The 20,200-nt window shown below is 34.7% G+C and carries 20 protein-coding genes; all 20 read right to left on the minus strand.

Annotation, left to right across the window (positions count from 1 at the left end):
* Positions 1-43 precede the first annotated feature (43 nt).
* Positions 44-493 carry a flagellar hook assembly protein FlgD gene (gene flgD, locus CEF14_RS09695; protein WP_322788386.1) on the minus strand — a complete coding sequence of 150 codons (450 nt, stop codon included), beginning with the start codon at positions 491-493 and terminating at the stop codon, positions 44-46.
* Positions 494-497: 4 nt separating this feature from the next.
* Positions 498-1,889: a flagellar hook-length control protein FliK gene (locus CEF14_RS09700; protein ID WP_102692661.1), complete on the minus strand. Its 1,392-nt coding sequence runs from the start codon at positions 1,887-1,889 to the stop codon at positions 498-500.
* A 32-nt stretch (positions 1,890-1,921) separates the two neighbouring features.
* On the minus strand, positions 1,922-2,539 hold the full coding sequence (locus CEF14_RS09705; protein ID WP_102692662.1) for a MotE family protein: 618 nt from the start codon (positions 2,537-2,539) through the stop codon (positions 1,922-1,924).
* 4 nt (positions 2,540-2,543) lie between these two features.
* Complete coding sequence (gene fliJ, locus CEF14_RS09710) at positions 2,544-2,993, minus strand: flagellar export protein FliJ (protein ID WP_102692663.1); 450 nt, start codon at positions 2,991-2,993, stop codon at positions 2,544-2,546.
* Positions 2,993-4,318, minus strand: coding sequence for a flagellar protein export ATPase FliI (gene fliI, locus CEF14_RS09715; protein WP_102692664.1), 1,326 nt, complete (start codon positions 4,316-4,318; stop codon positions 2,993-2,995). Before fliI ends, fliJ begins: the two co-directional genes overlap by 1 nt.
* Positions 4,319-4,322: 4 nt before the next feature.
* Positions 4,323-5,099: a flagellar assembly protein FliH gene (fliH, locus tag CEF14_RS09720; RefSeq protein WP_322788387.1), complete on the minus strand. Its 777-nt coding sequence runs from the start codon at positions 5,097-5,099 to the stop codon at positions 4,323-4,325.
* The gene (gene fliG / locus CEF14_RS09725; RefSeq protein ID WP_102692666.1) at positions 5,083-6,096 is read right to left on the minus strand and encodes a flagellar motor switch protein FliG; all 1,014 of its coding nucleotides are present in this window, start codon (positions 6,094-6,096) and stop codon (positions 5,083-5,085) included. Before fliG ends, fliH begins: the two co-directional genes overlap by 17 nt.
* Positions 6,097-6,111: 15 nt before the next feature.
* Positions 6,112-7,716 carry a flagellar basal-body MS-ring/collar protein FliF gene (gene fliF / locus CEF14_RS09730; RefSeq protein WP_102692667.1) on the minus strand — a complete coding sequence of 535 codons (1,605 nt, stop codon included), beginning with the start codon at positions 7,714-7,716 and terminating at the stop codon, positions 6,112-6,114.
* A gap of 59 nt (positions 7,717-7,775) precedes the next feature.
* The gene (gene fliE, locus CEF14_RS09735; protein WP_102692668.1) at positions 7,776-8,081 is read right to left on the minus strand and encodes a flagellar hook-basal body complex protein FliE; all 306 of its coding nucleotides are present in this window, start codon (positions 8,079-8,081) and stop codon (positions 7,776-7,778) included.
* Between the two features lie 27 nt (positions 8,082-8,108).
* Complete coding sequence (gene flgC / locus CEF14_RS09740; protein WP_102692669.1) at positions 8,109-8,570, minus strand: flagellar basal body rod protein FlgC; 462 nt, start codon at positions 8,568-8,570, stop codon at positions 8,109-8,111.
* 2 nt (positions 8,571-8,572) lie between these two features.
* Entirely contained in the window at positions 8,573-8,962 is a 390-nt protein-coding gene (flgB, locus tag CEF14_RS09745; RefSeq protein ID WP_102692670.1) for a flagellar basal body rod protein FlgB, read from the minus strand.
* 573 nt (positions 8,963-9,535) lie between these two features.
* Positions 9,536-10,315 carry a GTP-sensing pleiotropic transcriptional regulator CodY gene (gene codY / locus CEF14_RS09750; RefSeq protein WP_102692671.1) on the minus strand — a complete coding sequence of 260 codons (780 nt, stop codon included), beginning with the start codon at positions 10,313-10,315 and terminating at the stop codon, positions 9,536-9,538.
* A gap of 83 nt (positions 10,316-10,398) precedes the next feature.
* Positions 10,399-11,793 (minus strand): ATP-dependent protease ATPase subunit HslU, encoded by a 1,395-nt coding sequence (gene hslU, locus CEF14_RS09755; RefSeq protein WP_102692672.1) that lies wholly within the window; start codon positions 11,791-11,793, stop codon positions 10,399-10,401.
* Positions 11,790-12,335 carry an ATP-dependent protease subunit HslV gene (gene hslV, locus CEF14_RS09760; protein WP_102692673.1) on the minus strand — a complete coding sequence of 182 codons (546 nt, stop codon included), beginning with the start codon at positions 12,333-12,335 and terminating at the stop codon, positions 11,790-11,792. Before hslV ends, hslU begins: the two co-directional genes overlap by 4 nt.
* 22 nt (positions 12,336-12,357) lie before the next feature.
* Positions 12,358-13,257 (minus strand): tyrosine recombinase XerC, encoded by a 900-nt coding sequence (xerC, locus tag CEF14_RS09765; RefSeq protein WP_102692674.1) that lies wholly within the window; start codon positions 13,255-13,257, stop codon positions 12,358-12,360.
* Between the two features lie 266 nt (positions 13,258-13,523).
* Complete coding sequence (gene trmFO / locus CEF14_RS09770; protein WP_407690450.1) at positions 13,524-14,837, minus strand: FADH(2)-oxidizing methylenetetrahydrofolate--tRNA-(uracil(54)-C(5))-methyltransferase TrmFO; 1,314 nt, start codon at positions 14,835-14,837, stop codon at positions 13,524-13,526.
* A 30-nt stretch (positions 14,838-14,867) separates the two neighbouring features.
* Positions 14,868-16,943: a type I DNA topoisomerase gene (gene topA, locus CEF14_RS09775; RefSeq protein ID WP_102692676.1), complete on the minus strand. Its 2,076-nt coding sequence runs from the start codon at positions 16,941-16,943 to the stop codon at positions 14,868-14,870.
* A gap of 93 nt (positions 16,944-17,036) precedes the next feature.
* Positions 17,037-17,933: a DNA-processing protein DprA gene (gene dprA / locus CEF14_RS09780; protein ID WP_102692677.1), complete on the minus strand. Its 897-nt coding sequence runs from the start codon at positions 17,931-17,933 to the stop codon at positions 17,037-17,039.
* 72 nt (positions 17,934-18,005) lie between these two features.
* On the minus strand, positions 18,006-18,908 hold the full coding sequence (sucD, locus tag CEF14_RS09785; RefSeq protein WP_102692678.1) for a succinate--CoA ligase subunit alpha: 903 nt from the start codon (positions 18,906-18,908) through the stop codon (positions 18,006-18,008).
* 16 nt (positions 18,909-18,924) lie between these two features.
* Entirely contained in the window at positions 18,925-20,085 is a 1,161-nt protein-coding gene (gene sucC, locus CEF14_RS09790) for an ADP-forming succinate--CoA ligase subunit beta (RefSeq protein WP_102692679.1), read from the minus strand.
* Between the last annotated feature and the right edge of the window lie 115 nt (positions 20,086-20,200).

A 20,200-nucleotide genomic window follows, 5' to 3' on the forward strand; every position in this document is an offset into this window, starting at 1 on the left:
TTTTCTGATGTTCCATCTAATACTTCAGAAATATTCGCAGGTGTTAATTTTTCCCATCTGCAAGTGTAATCGTAACACTATCACCGTTATAAGAAATTTTACTTACAACACCACTTCCAGAATCTACAATTGGATTTCCTTTTTCATCCGTCTTAGATGAAACTTCATGCCAGTTTACACTTTTTCCAATAAAATTGTTATATTGAATTAACTGTGATTGCTTCGAAATCTCTGATAATGAATCAATCGATTTTGATACATTTTGCATTTGTTCTAGAGATGAAAATTGGGCCATTTGAGAAATGAATTCTTTATCATCCATAGGACTGGTAGGATCTTGATTTTGCAATTGCGTAACAAGTAATTGTAAAAAGGCATCTTTATTTAATGAACTATTGCCTGTTTGTTTTGTACTCTTTTTATTTGATAAATAATAACCAGAAGTTACAGCTTTATCTGTTGTTGCATTATTTGTTACAGTAGTATCTGCCATCTACCTAAACCTCCAATTCCATTAAGAAATCATTAAAGTTTGACTTTTCTTCTTCTTTATCATCTTTTTGTTTTTGTTGTTCATTTGAATGTTGTCTAAACGCTTGTTGGAACTGGTGATGTTCTTTTTCATGACGATTTGTTTCGTTTAAAGCTTGAGCAACATCAATTCGATCCAGTTGTATATTTTGATTCACTAATCCTTGTTTTAGCTGTTGCAGTTGACTTTCAAGCATTTGCTTTCCAATATTCGTAGAAGCTAAGAAACGTGCCGTCATAATTCCCTCTTTTTGCACAATCTCTACACGAATGGATCCGAGATTTTCTGGATAAAGCTTAATTAATAGCTTAGTTCCAGCTGCATTGTTCGAGAACTGACCTCGATTCATAATCGCTTGGAACTCTTTTACAAACGCTTCTGCTTGGGACGCTTTATCTGTCGGTAGTGACAATGTAACAGTTGTATTTGCAACTCTAGTGGCTGTTTGAGTCGTGCTAACATTCTCGTTTGCAGAAGTATCAGCTAGTTTAATATTTAATTGTTGAATATCGTTTATTTTTGTTAGTTGCGAATCACTAGTTGTCACTTTAGCTTGATCTATATTTGATGAAATTTTAGCGATCAATTCTTTAACTTGGTGTGATTGATATTCTTGATTCAACATTAGATCTGTTTTAGGAGCTACTAACTGTACTATCTTTAAAAACTGTAAAATTTGCGAAGCTTGTAATTTGGAAATTTTAGAAGATGCATGACCTTTAACAGAATCCATTAGATTTTGTAAAAATACCATTTGGTTTTGATCTATCCCTGCAAGTAAATCCCATACATCTTTCCCTTTAGATTGATTTCCAGTTAACTGCTGTAATGTTTTTTCAAAATCGTCTTTATTAATTCCTAACTTTTGCAGTATTTTATCTAATGATAGGCCATCTGCAAAGTCTTGCTGTTTTATGTTTAAACCTATTAACGATCCGAGGTCTTGTAAGGATGTTACGTTTATAATATTAGATAAATCATCCATAGATATTGTTTGTTCACCTTTGGACTCATCTACAAGCTTAGATACAGATCCAAGAAGTCCTTCTAACCCTTTTGAAAGATCAAATTTGAAGCGACTTGAGGTAGCTTTTGTATCTTTACTCTCAGTAGTATCTTTTACCATATCCGCTGTTGATTCTTGAAGCTCTTTTTTGCTTGAATTATCTACCTCTTGCTTTGTAGCAGCCTGTTTTTCAGAACTATCACTTTTACTTACGGTAGTTTGCTCTGTTTTGGAAACTTGAGAATTTGCCTTCGTCAGTACTTCTGCAAAATCTTTGCTTTTTGAAGGATTTTTAGAAGTAGATACCTCTGGTTTAACCGATTTAGTTACTTTAAGCGACTCTATATTCACGGTTTCACCTCCTTTCAATACAAAATAATTCGTTAATTTTTTGATAGCAATTCTGTATAATGTGCAGCTTTATTAGCAGGCATTTTTTCTAGAATTGCAGCTAAGGTATCTGGTTTTAAATTTGAAAGAATTTTTAATGCATCTGAATCTTTCATATTCGTAATAGCTGGTGCAGCAGCTTTTGGTGTCATTTTTTCATAAGTTGTAACAAGATCACTAAATTGTGCTTTCGTAATGCTATCGCCTTTTTCAAGTTTTTTTATTTGTACTTCTAAACGATGCTTTTCGATTTTCATTTTAGACTTTGCACTTTTTGCATCTTCAACTTCATTTTGTAATTTAGCGATTTCTGCATCTTTTTCTTGAATTTGCGCTTTCAAATCAGCAATTTGCTTCTCGTTATTTGTGTTGAATTTTGTAATATCTTTTGATTTTTCTTCTGCTGAAGAAGTTCCGGTTATTTCTTTGGCCTTTTCAAAAACATTTGTACCTGTAACCTCTGCAACGATCAGGAGAACTGCTGAAACGAAGAGCAAAGGGATTATTACCCAAAAAAACAACTTCTGTATTAGGGTAGGTTTCTTTTCTTCTTCTACTTCTTCAACTTGAACTTTTTGTTTGTTTACTTTTTTTCTAGGCTTCGTTGCCATGTTCTCACCTGATTTCTTTGTTGTAATAAGCGATGGAAGAAAGCTCATCTAGATGGATCATTTCGATACGATCTTGTTCTTTTTGATAAGTTTGATAGTCCTTTTCTTTCATCTTCTCATATTTTCGACACTCTAAAGATTTTTCTAATAATTTATCTTTATGCCACTCCATTTTAGTACGTGCTCTGATAACCTTTTGCTGAGTATCTTCAATTGATTTTTCAACACTATCTAAAAATCTTGTATAATGATGAATTTCATCAATTGTTGCACCTTTTTTTAATTTTTTTTCTTGAAAAACGATTAAGTCTTCTTTTTTCTTCAAAAGATTGTATAGTTTTGTAGCTACATCTTCAAAGGACTTTGTGGCATCTTTATATGCAATTTCAGTTTGATCTTTTTCTTGTTGTTTAACAATTATTACTTTATCAAAGCGATATTTATACGTTTGCATCACCTACCACCACCATTTGATAATTTCACTAATTCACTAACACTTTCTGTCATACTTACTTTATCCATAAATCCTTGTTTTAGAAATGATGTAATCAATGGTTCGTAATAGATGGCTTCATCAATTTCTTTTGATGTGCCTTTTTTATATGCACCGATATTAATCAAATCCTCTGACTTATTATAAGTATAATAAAGCTCTCTTAGATGCTCTGCTGCTTTTACATGTTCAGGCGTTGCGATGTGATTCATTAACCGACTAACACTTTTCAAAATATTGATTGCTGGATATTGACCTTTGTTGGCTAGTGTCCTGTCTAACACAATGTGCCCATCAAGGATCCCCCTTACCGTATCCGCAATAGGTTCATTCATGTCATCACCATCTACAAGAACTGTATAGAATGCTGTAATAGATCCTTTTTCATTTGTTCCAGTTCGTTCAAGTAGCTTTGGAAGAATACCAAATACTGAAGGTGTATATCCTTTTTGTGCAGGTGGTTCACCAGTTGCAAGCCCAATTTCTCTTTGAGCCATTGCAACACGTGTTACAGAGTCCATCATAAGCATGACATTTAGCCCTTTATTGCGGAAATATTCAGCAATTGCAGTTGCAGTAAAAGCACCTTTTATCCTCATTAATGCTGGTTGATCGGATGTAGCAGCTACTACGATTGATCTCTTTAAACCTTCAGACCCTAAGTCTCGTTCAATAAACTCACGAACTTCTCGGCCACGTTCACCAATTAGTGCTATTACATTTAAATCTGCAACAGTATTACGAGCAATCATTCCAAGTAGGGTTGACTTTCCAACACCAGAACCAGCAAATATACCGACACGCTGGCCCCTTCCTACTGTTAACATACCATCTATTGCTTTAACTCCTACTTCTAGGGTTTCATCTATTGGTGGCCTTGTTAAGGGATTGGGTGGATCTTCTTCGGTTTGAACTGTTGTTAAACCTTTCGGCAAACTACTACCATCAATTGGAAGACCCAATGAATTTAAAACTTTCCCTATAAGTTCTGTTCCCACCTTCACTTCTAATGGTGTTCCAGTCCCTTCAACTAAACAACCTATTGAAATTTCACGTAGTGATGTATATGGCATTAAAATCACTATTTCATCTTTAAATCCTACAACTTCAGCTAGAATTTCCTGATGACCATGCTTGACAGAATTCACATGAATTTTACAGACATCACCAATTGAACTTTCAGGTCCTTGTGATTCAATCATTAAGCCTACAACTCTTGTAACCTTACCAAATTTTTTAAAGGTTTGTATTGATGATATATGTTCTATTAAATCTGCCGCTTTCATATACTCAATCCACGCTTTCTAAAATTTCCAGAAGCTTTAATCTTAGCTCATTTAACTGTTGATCAATACTCACTATAATTCGTCCATGATTTGTTTCAATATAACTGTCGGTGTCACCTATATCTTCATTTACAAATATCATAAGTGGAACACCAACAGGGAACATTGAACTTAGTTCTTCTCGATGTTCAGTTACCAACTGATGATAAGTTGGTGAAACATATAATTTAATTTCTTTCATTTCTCTTGCTTCTTTTAACCCTCTTCGGACAATTTCTATATAACGTTCATGATTTTCTTCTAATGTAACTCCAAGTATTCTCTCGGCAGAGCGTATGGCAAGATCCAATATGATATTTTCTTGTTCTTGTAGATACTGATCTGCATTTGTCTTAGATTGAAGAATTGTATTATTTGCTAATTGAATGGCTTCTGACATATTAGCTTGTGCTTTTAAGCGTCCTTCTTCAAGTCCTTGCTGAAAGCCTTCTTCATATGCCTTTTGTTGTAATTCAATTTTTTCCTCTTGCCATTTATTTTTTGCTTCTTCCAGTGCTTGTTGCTCACTCAAACATTGCTGTTCAAAAGCTTCTCTTTGATTTTGAATATCAAGTTGTGCTTCTCTAATTAACTTATCTCTTTCTTCTAAAATATTAAGTTGTGTTATTTCTTCTTCCACATTTTCTGTCGGAAGAAACAATTCTTTTATTTCAATGGTGCGGAAATTTTCTTTAGATGTTTCGGGATTGTCGAATCGAATAATCTTAGACAATGACGTCATCTCCTCCACCACGAGCAATAATTATTTCACCTGCATCCTCTAATCGACGTGTTACCGCGACAATTCTAGATTGAGCTTCTTCTACATCTCTTAGGCGAACAGGACCCATAACTTCCATTTCTTCTTTGAACGTTTCTGCCATACGTTGTGACATATTTTTGAAGATAATTTCCTTTACTTCTTCGCTTGAAACTTTCATAGCTAGTAGTAAATCTTCGTTCTCGCAATCGCGAATAACCCTTTGAATGGAACGATTGTCCAGTGTAACAATATCTTCGAAAACGAACATTCTTTTTTTGATTTCTTCTGCAAGTTCTGGATCTTGAATCTCAAGGGCATCAAGAATTGTTTTTTCAGTTTGACGATCAACCCCATTTAGAACTTCAACCACTGCATCTACGCCACCAGTTTCTGTATAATCCTGGGTAACAGTTGATGACAATTTGCGTTCAAGCACAGATTCAATCTCACTGATGACTTCTGGTGAAGTAGAATCCATTGTTGCAATACGTTTAGCAATATCAGCTTGAACTTCTTGTGGTAAAGATGAAAGAATTACCCCAGCTTGTTGCGGTTCTAAATACGATAATATTAATGCAATCGTTTGTGGATGCTCATTTTGTATAAAGTTAAATATTTGCGCGGGATCTGTACGACGCGCAAAGTCAAATGGTCTTACTTGTAGTGATGATGTTAATCGATTAATAATTGCTTGTGCTTGATCATTACCAAGCGCCTTTTCTAATACTGTTTTTGCATAGCCAATACCGCCTTGCGAAATATAATCTTGCGCAAGTGCGATATTGTGAAATTCTTCAATAATTTCCTCTTTTATCTCTGGTTCTACTTTTTTAACACTTGATATTTCTAATGTTAGTCTCTCGATTTCTTCCTCATTTAAATGTTTGTAAACAGCAGCTGAAACTTCTGGTCCTAATGAAATTAATAGGAGTGCTGCTTTTTGTTTACCAGTTAGGCCTTTTTCTTTCTTTGCCACAGCTTAAACCTCCCACTAATCTTCTGAAATCCAAGTTCTTAATAGTTTTGCAAACTCATCTGGTTTATCTTTTGCCATCTTTTCGAGTTGTTTACGACGTAGTGTTGTTTCAGTTTCTTTTTCTTCAGAAATATCGTCTACTTCTATTGCATCTTCATCTTCGTATTCGTATTCGTCATCTTCATATTCATCTCGTCTTCTAGAACGCATAATAAAGAATACTAATAGAATAATGACAACTAGCAAAATACCGCCAATTACCCATACCCACCAAGGGATTGCATTTTGAGTTACTACCGGAGTGGTATTACCATTCAATTTTTCAACTCCGACTGTTACTTTTTGATTTAATTGTGCATTTGTTAACTGTCCTGCTTCATTCTTATCAATAGAAGTTCGTACAATTGAATTAAGCATATTTTTAATATCTGTTTGTGTAGCAGCTGGCAATGACGTTGGATCACTTGGTTTTGGCGGTTCGACCAATACTTGAATCCCAAGATCACGAATTCGATAAGGACTTTCTTTAATTTGACGGTGAATACGGTTTACTTCGTAGTTAACTGTATCTTGTGTTTTCTCATAATCACCGTTGCCATTAGCTGAAGATTGATAATTAGTGAAATTATCTGTATTTGTACCCGCTTCGGGTGTACCTCCTGCAGCAGCTCCAGCTCCCGTATAAGTTTCGCTAATTTTTTGAGCACTAATTTGGATACCAGCCATATTCTTTTTGTCAACTGGTTCAACTAGATCTTCTTTTCGTTTTTCCTGCGTAAAATCAATATCAGTGGTTACAGAAACAGCAACTTTTCCTATACCCATTAGTTGTCCTAGCATCGTTTGTACTTGTCGCTGTAAATCACGTTCAATTTGTTTTTTTATAGCTAATTGTTTATCTGCATCTGATGAAGCTATTCCATTTCCAGCATCAGATGTACTTTGTGCATTTAAATCGTAATATTCAAAATACTGATTTGTAATAACAATATTTTCAGGTTTTAAATTAGGCACACTTTTTGATGCTAAATTATATAATGTTTTAATTTGTGCATCTGTGAATTGATAGCCGGGTTCAGTATTTAACACGATAGATGCACTAGCTTCTTGTTGAGTATCGCTAACGAATACACCCTGTTGAGGTAATGTAAGCATTACTTTTGCATCTTGGACACCTTTTACTTCTTTCATAAGGTTTGCTAGTTCTGTTTGCATCGATGCTATCTTTAATACATTAAACTCATTATCTGTCATACCGAAGCCTGCATTTTTTGAGAAGAAAGAGTAATCAATTTGACCAGATTGTGGGTATCCTTGTGATGCTAAATCTACTTTTAAATTATCCACTTGATCATCTGGTACTGAAATAGCAGTACCACCATTTGTAATTTGATACTTAACTCCCTTTGAATCTAATTGTTCTTTAATTTGTCCAACTTCAGCAGTCGATAAGTTTGAATATAAAGGTGCATATGTTACTCTAGTAGCAAAGTATGTAATAAGAGAAGCAATACCAATTACAGCTAGAATTGAACCGATAATTGTACCTTTTTGTACTTTTGTTCGACTACTCCAAAACCCACCGAATTTGGTTTTGATGTTCTTTAGTCTTTCATTCATTTTAAGCCTCCGGTCATAGTGACTGTTTCAAATTATTATAAAATCGCGATTACGTCCTACTAAACTGTCATTCGCATAATTTCTTGATAAGCCTCTACTACTTTGTTACGAACTTGCAATGCAGTATTCAGTGTAATATTAGCTTTTTGGGCAGCAATCATTACATCATGTAGCTCAACATTATCTCCATTTACTAATTTATTTGTCATATTATCAGAAGCTACTTGACTGTCATTAACAGCCGAAATAGCATTTTTTAAAACTGTCCCAAAACTTTCCTTGTTTTGGGAAGGAATTGTTTGTGCCACAGTTTGAGTCAATGTTGGTTGAACTGGTTGTGTAATTGAAACTTGTGAAATTGCCATTTTTCTCTCATCCTTCCTGAGTTAAAATTACTTACCAATTTCAAGAGCTTTAGATAGCATTGATTTATTGGCATTAAATACTGTTACATTTGCTTCATATGATCTAGTAGCAGAAATTAAATCTACCATTTCCTTTAATGGATCTACATTAGGAGTTTGCACATATCCGTCTTTATTTGCATCAGGATTTGTAGGATCATAAACTAATTTATATGGGGTTTTTGTATCCTCATTTATACTAGTAACTTTCACACCATTTCCAACAGACGAATTACCTGCACCACTTATTGCAACATTTAGGAAATTTGAAAAAGAATTCTCTTTTGGAACTAACGTTACTGTTTTTCTTGTGTAAGGAATCCATTTACCATTCACCTTTTTTGCACGTGTTGTATCAACATTCGCCATATTAGATGAGATAACGTCCATTCTGAGTCGTTGTGCTGTCAAAGCAGAGCCAGTAGTGTCCATACTTTGGAAAATTGTCATACTTAATTGCCTCCTTTGGCAACAACTAATAATGAATTTAACTTACTATTCATTCGATCGATTAATGCATTATAATATATTGTATTTTTTGCTAAACTTGCCTGTTCTTTATCCATATCTACACTATTTCCATTTTGTCTATAACTCATATTAGGATTATAGACTCCTGGTGTTTGCATATCTGTTTGAAAATCAAAATGCTTGTCATTGGTACGATATGCTTTTATGTATGAGTTTTGTGCATCGGACAACATTTTACTAAAGCTGACATCCTTCGCTTTATAGTTAGGTGTATCAACATTTGCTATATTTTGTGCGATTGTTTTTTGTTTTACGCTGGCGTATGTTAATCCATTTTCAATATTGCTAATTGTGCCTCCAAAAAAGCTCAATTCGTTCACCTCAATTCGACTTTTATTGCCAAATTATCTAATATTTCATCACTTAATAATTGTAATAAAGATGTTATAAAGTGTCTATCATTTATATCATCTTTTTTATGGGTAAAAAAAACTATTTTCACACAAAAAATGGGAGTCTAATCATTTTTTATCGTTTCTCTAATACTACTTTATATTCACAACACGTTTTCACTATTTATATAGTAGAAACACTATAAAATATAGAACGAATTATATTTTTAGAGATAAAAAGTCTCTTTTAAACTGTTTTCTAAGCAGATTATTCTTCTATCTTTCTTCCTATTATTTATTTATTACAATAAAAAAGCCATTACAAAATGTAAACATCATTTTTTTATTAATTAATTCATGTTTACTTTGAATTATAATTCAAAATGACTACAATTAATACGATTATTTTGTCATATACTAAATACAGAGGATAGAATAACGAAAATCGACAAAATTCGAGATTATGTAATAAACAATTCTATTAAATAAGATCTCTTAAAAACTAAAAAAACCTTTTCTGTCTTTTTACAGAAAAGGTTTTTTCTCTATTTTTTAACGCATTTTGATTTCTGCTAATGCATTTAAAAATTTCCCATTCAATACTTTAATATAAGTACCTTTCATACCTAATGAACGAGATTCAATAACACCTGCAGATTCCAGTTTACGTAAAGCATTAACAATCACGGAACGAGTGATACCAACGCGATCTGCAATTTTAGAAGCAACTAATAATCCTTCTGAGCCATCTAATTCTTCAAAGATATGTTCAATAGCTTCAAGTTCACTATAAGAAAGGGAATTAATAGCCATTTGCACAACAGCTTTACTGCGAGCTTCTTCTTCAATTTCTTCAGCTTTTTCACGAAGAATTTCCATACCTACTACAGTTGCACCGTATTCAGCTAAGATTAAATCATCATCTTCAAATTTACTTTCTAAACGTGCTAATACGAGTGTTCCTAAACGTTCTCCACCACCATTGATTGGAACTATTGTTGTTAAACCGGATTTGAATACTTCTTGAGTTTCAACGGGGAAAGCACTATGTTCATCGAAGACATCTAAATTAGAAGCAGTTTCTGAGAAGTCATATAAGTTGCGAGTGTATTCTTCTGGGAATTGACGATCTTCAAGCATTTTTTTCAAACGCTCGTTTTCAATTTGTTGAGTTGTAGCAATACCTAATAACTTTCCTTTACGACTTACGATATATACATTACTTTCGATTACTTCACCAAGTGTTTCAGCCATTTCTTTAAAGTTAACTGGTTTACCTGCTGATGCTTGAAGCATCGAATTAATTCTTCTTGTTTTAGCTAATAAATTCATTTTATATAGCCTCCTGTAAATTTTCCTTAATTTATGCAATATTCAAAAGGTTTTAAATTTTGTGCAATATCTTAGATTATAAACTATAAAATAAACTGTGACAAATCTTTATTCTTGACAATTTCATTAAGTTTTTGGTCAACGTAACTTTCAGTAATCTCAATATGAGCAGGTGAAATATCTGCCGCTTCAAAAGATAGTTCTTCTAAAAGGCGTTCAAGAATAGTATGCAAACGTCTTGCTCCGATATTATCGGAATCTTGATTCACATTTGTTGCAATTTCTGCAATACGCTCAATTGCTTCTTCTGTAAATACAATTTCAACACCTTCTGTAGCAAGTAAAGCTTGATACTGCAAGATTAGTGAATGATCCGGCTCTTTTAAAATACGTACAAAATCTTCTTTCGTCAACTTTTCCAATTCCACACGAATAGGGAATCGTCCTTGCAATTCTGGTATCAAATCAGATGGTTTTGACATATGGAATGCTCCTGCAGCGATAAATAACATAAAGTCTGTTCTGACAGGACCATATTTTGTATTTACAGTTGAACCCTCAACAATTGGTAAAATATCACGTTGCACACCTTCACGTGAAACATTCGCATTGTTTCCGCTGCTGCTTTTTGTTGCAATTTTATCAATTTCATCGATAAAGATAATCCCAGATTGTTCAGCACGACGAATTGCTTCTTCTGATACCTCTTCGTTATCAATCAATTTGTTTGCTTCTTCAATTGTTAAAATGCGTCTTGCGTCTTTTACTTGTAAACGACGTTTTTTCTTTTTGGGTGGCATGAGACTTGAAAGCATATCTCCCATATTCGATCCACCAAAATCCATTCCGCTTCCAGGGAAAATACTCATCATATTGGACTGTTGTTCTGTTACTTCAACAGTTACCCATTCATTTTCTAATTTACCTTCACGTAAATTATCGGCTATTTGCGAACGTTTTAAGCGAACTTGCGCATCTTCTTCAGTATTCTCTTCTGATGTATCATTTTTTTGACCAAAAAGAGCCTCAAAAGGATTTTGCGATGTTTGCTTTTTTCGCATACTTGGCACTAGAAGCTTAACAATTTGATCATTTGCCAACCGCTCAGCTTGCTCTTTCACTTCTTCTTGTTTTTCTTCTTTTACTAACCGATTAGAGATTTCAACTAGATCACGAACCATCGATTCTACATCACGACCAACATACCCAACTTCGGTAAACTTTGTAGCTTCTACTTTAAGAAATGGTGCTTTTACAAGACGAGCAATTCTTCGTGCGATCTCAGTTTTACCGACACCAGTTGGACCAATCATTAAAATATTTTTTGGTATAACTTCGTTTTTCATCTCTTCTGAAAGTAATTGTCTACGATATCTATTCCGAAGTGCTACTGCAACTGCTCTCTTCGCCTGATTTTGGCCAACAATATAACGATTTAAATACTCCAACATTTCTCTAGGGGTCTTTTGTTGTGTCATACGTTTAGATCCTCCACAATAATATTATGGTTTGTAAATACACAAATATCTGCCGCAATCTCCAAAGATGCCTTTGCGATTTCTTTCGCCGTCATTTGATCTCCAGCATACTGTTTTAATGCTCTACCAGCTGACAATGCATAATTTCCACCAGAACCTATTGCTAAAATTCCGTCATCTGGTTCGATTACTTCGCCAGAACCTGAAACTAGCAACAATGTCTCACTGTTCATTACAAGCAATAGTGCTTCCAGCTTTTGGAGCATTTTATCACCACGCCATTGTTTTGCTACTTCAACAGCAGCACGTTGTAAATTTCCGTTATATTCCATCAATCTACTTTCGAACATTTCAAACAATGTAAAGGCATCAGCTACAGAACCTGCAAAACCTGCAAGTACCTTCCCGTTATATAAACGACGTACTTTTTTAGCAGTATGTTTCATCACTACAGAATTTCCTAGTGTGACTTGACCATCACCAGCCATAGCACTTTGACCATTGTGTTGAATAGCAAATATTGTTGTTGCGTGCAAATCCATATTTAAAACCTCCTCCAAAATATTACGCTCTAGGGTGAGCATTCATATATGTGTTTCGAAGATGTTCTTTCGTTACATGCGTATAAACTTGTGTTGAAGACAAACTTGAATGACCCAATAACTCTTGAACTGTTCTTAAATCTGCTCCATTGTCTAAAAGGTGTGTTGCAAAAGTGTGTCTTAACATATGTGGATGGATTGTTGTATGCAACTCTGCTTGTTTCATCATATCATTTAATATATAACGAACACCTCTAGCTGTAAGAGCGCCTCCTCGCATATTAACAAATAGCCTAGAATGTTGTATGCCTTTTGTAAGTTTTGGACGAGACTCATCTATATAGTGTTCAATTGCATCTGCTGCATAATGCCCAAATGGGACATATCGCTCTTTTCTACCTTTCCCCATCACTCTAAGGATATTCAATGAAAAATCAATGTCCTTTAAATCAATGGATGTAAGTTCACTTACACGTATACCTGTAGCATATAAAAGTTCTAATATAGCCATATTGCGTAATGATTTTGGATCTGAGCCTTCATTGGCTTCGAAAAGTTTCGTTAGTTCTTCTTCATAAAAAAAATGTGGCAATCTTACTTCTTTTTTTGGATGATATAGTGCTTGAAATGCAGTGTCATCCAAATCATATTCCTTATTTAAAAATTTAAAAAAGGAACGAATAGAAGAGATTTTTCTTGAGATTGTTGTTCTCGCTTTTTTTTCTTCATACAATTTAGTCACATAAAGTCTAGCATGTATGTATTCTACTTGAGCTAAATCTGCCACAACTTCTACTTGCAGAAATGCGAAAAATTCGAGTATATCCGCTCGATAGTCTCGAACTGTTAAAGGTGAAAAGTTTTTTTCTAGTTGAATATAAGTAACAAACTGTTCAAGTGCCTGTTCAAATTGTATGTTCATCGGAACACCTCATTTACTCACGTCCTCAATTCTATTTTCTCACTGTCAAACAATTAAATAAAGCGAGAACGCTTTCTAACAACTTAGACTATGGCAATTTTCAGTAGATTCATGACATATTTGTGTACATTTCTGTTTACATACGTATTTTATGATAGTATACCTAATTATGGAAGTTTATAACCTAAAAATTATTTTTTAATGCAATAATAATTGCATAGAAAAAAGCCCTTAAAAGTATAACAACAATTAAGGACTTTCGCAAATTAAATATTTGTTAATGCTTTGAAATTACGTAAAGCATTTAATGCGCGCTCTGCCTGTTTTTCTCCGCGTTCTTGTTTTGATTTGATCTTTTCTCCTAATGAAGGAAATAATCCAAAGTTAACATTCATTGGTTGGAAATGTTTTGAATCTGCTTCAGTAATATATCGAGCCATACTTCCCAAAGCTGTTTCCGCTGGGAAAATACATAACTCCTGTTCTAATGCTAAATGAGCTGCATTTACCCCTGCAATTAATCCACTACCAGCTGATTCAACATATCCTTCAACACCTGTCATTTGACCTGCGAAGAAAATATTCGGATGACTTTTTAATTGATATGTTGGAGCCAACACTTTCGGTGAATTAATAAAAGTATTACGATGCATAACACCATAGCGCACAATTTCAACGTTTTCCAAACCTGGGATCATTGAGAATACTCGCTTTTGTTCTCCCCATTTTAAGTGGGTTTGGAAGCCTACGATATTGTAAAGTGTACCTGCTGCATCATCCTGACGAAGTTGCACTACTGCGTACGGACGTTTATCCGTTTTCGGATCTTCTAGTCCAACTGGTTTCATCGGACCAAACAGCATTGTTTTTTCACCACGCTCCGCCATTACTTCAATTGGCATACAACCCTCAAAATACTTTTCTTTTTCAAATTCTTTTAATGGAGCCTTTTCAGCCTCTACCAAGGCTTGGCGAAAAGCATAGAATTCTTCTTTGTTCATTGGACAGTTTAAATAAGCCGCTTCACCTTTATCATAACGTGATTTTAAATAGACTTTATCCATATCGATGCTGTCTTTCTCAATAATTGGAGCTGCAGCATCATAGAAGTATAAATAATCTTCGCCAGTTATATTTTGAATTTTTTCTGCTAAAGCTTTGGAAGTTAAAGGACCTGTAGCAATTACAGTAATTCCGTCTTTAGGAATTTCAGTTACTTCTTCATGAATCACTTCAACGAGTGGATGATTTTTTACTTTTTCTGTAATATACCCTGAAAATTCATGACGATCTACTGCAAGAGCACCACCTGCTGGTACAGAACAATTATCTGCAGCTTCGATTACGATGGATTCCAATTGACGCATCTCTTCTTTAATAACGCCTACTGCATTTGTTAAATTATTTGCACGAAGTGAGTTACTACAAACAAGTTCTGCAAATTTATCTGTATGGTGTGCAGGTGTTTGTTTAACGGGTCGCATTTCGTAAAGGCGTACTTTCACACCACTTTTAGCAATTTGCCATGCTGCCTCACTTCCAGCTAAACCTGCTCCGATAACATTTACTATTGGTGTCATTATACTATTTACCTGCTTTCTAAAAATACATCATTGTGTCGGTTCTTCTTTATAGTCACAACTTGTACATTGGACTTGAATACCTTTTTTTATTTTCTTTTCTACTAATAATTCATTACATTTTGGACAAGGTCGGTTAATTGGCTTATCCCAAGATACAAAATCACATTCTGGATAACGATTACATCCATAGAAGATACGTTTTGTCTTACTCTTTCTTTCGACAATTTCGCCCTCTTTACATTTTGGACATTTTACACCGATTTCTTTCACAATTGCTTTTGTATTACGACATTCCGGAAAATTACTACATGCCATAAATTTTCCATAACGGCCTAGTTTAAAAACCATCGGTGAGCCACATTCTTCACAATCTTCGCCTGCCGGTTCATCCTTGATTTCTACTTTTTCCATTGCAATTTCTGCATGTTTCAATTCTTTTTCAAAGTTTTGATAAAAATTATCGATGATTTTTACCCATTTTACATTTCCATCTTCAATACTATCTAAATCTTTTTCCATTTGTGCAGTAAATTCGATATTAATAATACCAGGGAAAAATTCAAGAACTAAGGAATGAACAATTTCACCAAGTTCAGTTGGAACAAAACGTTTTGCCTCTAAGGTTACATATCCACGTTTTTGAATAGTATCTAAAGTTGGTGCATATGTGGATGGTCGCCCAATTCCTAGTTCTTCAAGTGTTTTAACAAGACGTGCTTCTGAGAATCGTGGTGGTGGTTGAGTGAAGTGCTGTTTTGGTTCAATTAGTAAACTATTCACGATATCTCCTTTCTCCATCGGAGGCAGAAGTTTATCTTTCTCTTCTTTCTGATCGTCAGATCCTTCAATGTAAAGTTTCATGAAACCAGGAAATTTCACATTTGAACCAGTGGCACGGAAAATAATATCACCATTTTGTAAATCTGCAGTTACAGTATCTAATACTGCGGGTGCCATTTGACTCGCAACAAATCGCTCCCAAATTAATCGGTATAATCTTAATTGGTCTCTGGACAATACAGATTTCAACTGATCTGGGTGACGTACCGTACTCGTAGGACGAATTGCTTCATGAGCATCTTGAGCATTTTCTGATTTTTTTGCTTGTTGCGTAACTAACGTTGTGTATTCCTGACCATAATTTTGTTCAATATATTCATGTGCTTCTTTTTTAGCTGTTTCAGAAATACGAGTAGAATCCGTACGCATATACGTGATTAAACCTACTGTACCTTCTTTACCAATATCAATACCTTCATATAGTTGTTGAGCAAGCATCATTGTTTTACGTGCTCGAAAGTTTAACTTACGTGCTGCTTCTTGTTGCAATGATGAAGTAGTAAAAGCAGGTGAGGCATTCCTTTTACGTTCACGTTTAACTACTTTTATTACCTCAAAATTCTCGCCTTTTAACTGGTTAAGAATCTGCTGAACTTCTTGTTCATTTGATAATTTTATCTTTTCCTTTGTATTTCCATAGAAAAATGCATCAAATGATTGCTTACCTTTTTGGAAGTTGCCATCAATAGTCCAGAATTCCTCTGGTTGAAAATCTTTGATTTCATTTTCTCGGTCAATAATTAAACGCATTGCAACTGATTGAACACGACCTGCTGATAAGCCTTTTTTGACTTTCTTCCATAGTAATGGGCTAATATTATACCCAACAAGACGATCTAAAATCCGTCTTGCTTGTTGTGCATCTACTAAATCCATATCGATTGGTCGTGGATGCTTAAAAGATTCTTTTATCGCATCTTTTGTGATTTCATTAAACACGACTCGACAATCAGATTTAATATCAATATTAAGAGCTGTTGCTAAGTGCCAAGCAATTGCTTCTCCTTCACGGTCTGGATCGGCTGCGAGATAGATTTTTTTTGCTTTTTTAGCTGCTGTTTTTAAATCTTGCAATACAGGTCCTTTACCCCGAATAGTAATATATCTTGGCTCATAATTATTTTCTGTATCAATACCCATTTGGCTTTTTGGAAGATCACGAACATGACCAACAGAAGCCTTTACTTTATATTTTTTTCCTAAGTATCGCTCGATTGTTTTTGCTTTTGCAGGCGACTCCACTATAACTAAATAATCCGACATTTATATTCCCCCTTATAGAGGTGAAGTTTCAATTTCCAAAAGAAATACCTGTTGCAAAATGTATAACAGAAATCCGATTTTTGCAACCCTTTTTCATTTAGAAAGTAAAAATCCTTCTATTTCTTCTATAATTTGATAGCCATTCCATACTGGCATTGCACCTTCTAAAAGTAACTTATTTGGGCCTTTAGAAAGCGGTTTCGTTATATCACCAGGTACAACAAATATATGCTTACCATTTTCCAAACCATGTTCTATTGTACTTAAAGTTCCACTTTTTTCTGCAGCCTCTGTAACAAGTATTCCTTCAGAGAGTCCGCTAATAATACGGTTTCGCATTGGAAAATACCATTTTTGAGGTTTTACATATGGTGGATATTCACTAATCAGTAAATGTTCTTGCGCCATAATCTCCGCAAGTTTTTGGTTTTCTTTTGGATACAAGTGAAATAAACCATGGCCAAGTACTGCGATTGTTTTCCCAGCAAAATGAATGGCTGATTCATGAGCCATTCGGTCAGCACCTTTTGCTAAGCCACTAACAATAACATAATCATGATCTATTAACGGTGGTACTATATAGTTTAATATTTTCTCAGAATAACTTGTAGCCTGTCTTGATCCGACTATAGCAATTCTACGCCAATTCTTTAAAATATCAAATAATCCTTTTGTATAAAGTACAACTGGAGGGTCATATAATGCAAGTAATTTGTTGGGATACATTGGATGGTTAAAAGGTATGGGGAAGATATTATGAGCCTCATAAGCTTGTTTTAAAGGGGATATGAGTGTATTGACATAGTTTTCTTGTAAGTGTTTTGATTTTTCAACAGATAGTTTCAAATATCTAGCAATCTCTTGAACAGTCATCTTCTCTAGTCTTTGTAAATCCGGATCTACGTCAATCAATGCTTGTAACCTGTTTAGGGGAACAGGAAAAACGTAATGTAATGCTAGTAATCTTTCTGTAAAATTATCATCTAACATGACTTCCCTCCATTATATTGGTTTATGAAAAGAAAAAAGTGCAGTACTAGAAAATAGTACCACACTTTCATTTTAAAGGGTTTTACACTTTTCGTACAAGCCTTTTTCTTTAATGACGCGAATAAATGTCTCACCAATTACCGCAGGTGTTTCAGCAACTTCAATCCCGCATGCATTCATTACTTTAATCTTTTCTGCTGCAGTACCTGTACCGCCCGATATAATAGCCCCAGCATGCCCCATACGTTTTCCTGGAGGCGCAGTTTGACCTCCAATGAATCCAACTACAGGTTTTGTCATATTAGCTTTAATCCATTCAGCAGCTTCTTCCTCTGCTGTACCACCAATCTCACCAATCATAATGACACCATAAGTGTCAGGATCTGCTTCAAACTCTTTTAATACATCGATAAAGTTTGTACCGTTAACAGGGTCCCCACCAATCCCAACAGCTGTTGACTGGCCAATTCCCTCTACTGTTAATTGATGTACTGCTTCATAAGTTAAAGTTCCAGAACGAGAAACAACACCTACATGTCCTTTTGTGTGAATATATCCTGGCATAATACCGATTTTACATTCATCTGCAGTAATTACACCTGGACAGTTAGGACCTATTAGACGTGTTTTTTTACCTTCCATATAACGTTTTACTTTTACCATATCAAGAACAGGAATATGTTCTGTAATACAAATAACCATATCTAAATCTGCATCAACTGCTTCAAGGATTGCATCTGCTGCAAATGGTGCTGGAACATAAATAACAGAAACATTTGCTCCTGTTGTATTAACTGCTTCACGAACTGTATTAAATACCGGTACACCTTCAACAGATGTTCCAGCCTTTCCTGGAGTGACACCTGCTACGATTTTAGTACCATAGTCAAGCATTTGTTTTGTATGGAAAAGAGCTGTCGAACCTGTAATACCTTGCACCATTACTTTTGTATCTTTGTTGATATAAATACTCATTCCGATTCCGCCTTTCTTAACCTACAAGTTCCACAATTTTTTGAGCACCATCAGCCATTGAATCTGCAGCAATGATGTTTAATCCTGAATCATTTAACAATTTTTTACCTAAATTTACATTCGTACCTTCAAGTCGAACAACTAATGGTACATTTAAACCGACTTCTTTCGCTGCTACGATTACACCTTCTGCAATCACATCACATTTCATAATACCACCAAAAATGTTAACAAAAATGCCCTTAACATTTGGATCTGATAGTATTATTTTAAAAGCTTCTGTTACTTTTTCTGCAGTAGCGCCACCGCCAACATCAAGGAAGTTAGCCGGACTACCACCATAGAAACTAATTGTATCCATTGTAGACATAGCAAGACCGGCGCCATTTACCATACAACCAATACTACCATCCAAAGTCACATAGTTTAAATCATATTTTGAAGCTTCAATTTCCTTTTGATCTTCTTCATCAAAATCTCGAAGTTCAACTATATCTTTATGGCGATATAATGCATTGCTATCAAAATTAAACTTTGCATCTAATGCTTGGACTTCTCCATCTCCTGTTATAGCAAGTGGATTAATTTCAAGAACTGATGCATCTTTTTCTGTAAACGCTTTATATAAACCTAGCATTAGATTAGCAGTTTTATTAATCAAATTATCAGGAATATTCATATTAAAAGCAAGGCGTCTTGCTTGGAATCCAGTCAAACCTAATACTGGGTCCACAACTTCTTTAAAAATTTTCTCAGGCGTTTCTGCTGCTACCTCTTCAATATCCATGCCGCCTTCTTCTGAGCCCATTACAGTTACTCTTGAAGTTGCACGGTCTACTAAAAAACTAAGATAGTATTCTTTCTTGATGTCTGAACCAGCCTCTATGTATAGGCGTTTGACTTCTTTCCCTTCAGGACCTGTTTGGTGTGTGACAAGCACTTTACCTAGTAATTCTTTTGCATAAGATCTTACTTCATCTAAATTTTTGGCGATTTTAACACCGCCTGCTTTCCCACGACCACCTGCATGGATTTGTGCCTTTACTACTATAACTTTGGAATCTAATTCTTTCGCAACTTTAACTGCTTCTTCTGGTGAGAAAGCAACTCGACCAGTAGGAACCGATACCCCATATTGACGAAGAATTTCCTTTCCTTGATATTCATGGATATTCATCCTTGTTCCTCCCATCTTAATTTCATAATATTATGAAATACAAATATATTGTATATAATCTAAACAATATTGTCCATAGCGTACTTTACACCATATCCCCAGTAGTAAATAACAA

Source organism: Rummeliibacillus pycnus (genome assembly GCF_002884495.1).
In the GTDB taxonomy this organism is placed as follows: Bacteria; Bacillota; Bacilli; order Bacillales_A; family Planococcaceae; genus Rummeliibacillus; species Rummeliibacillus pycnus.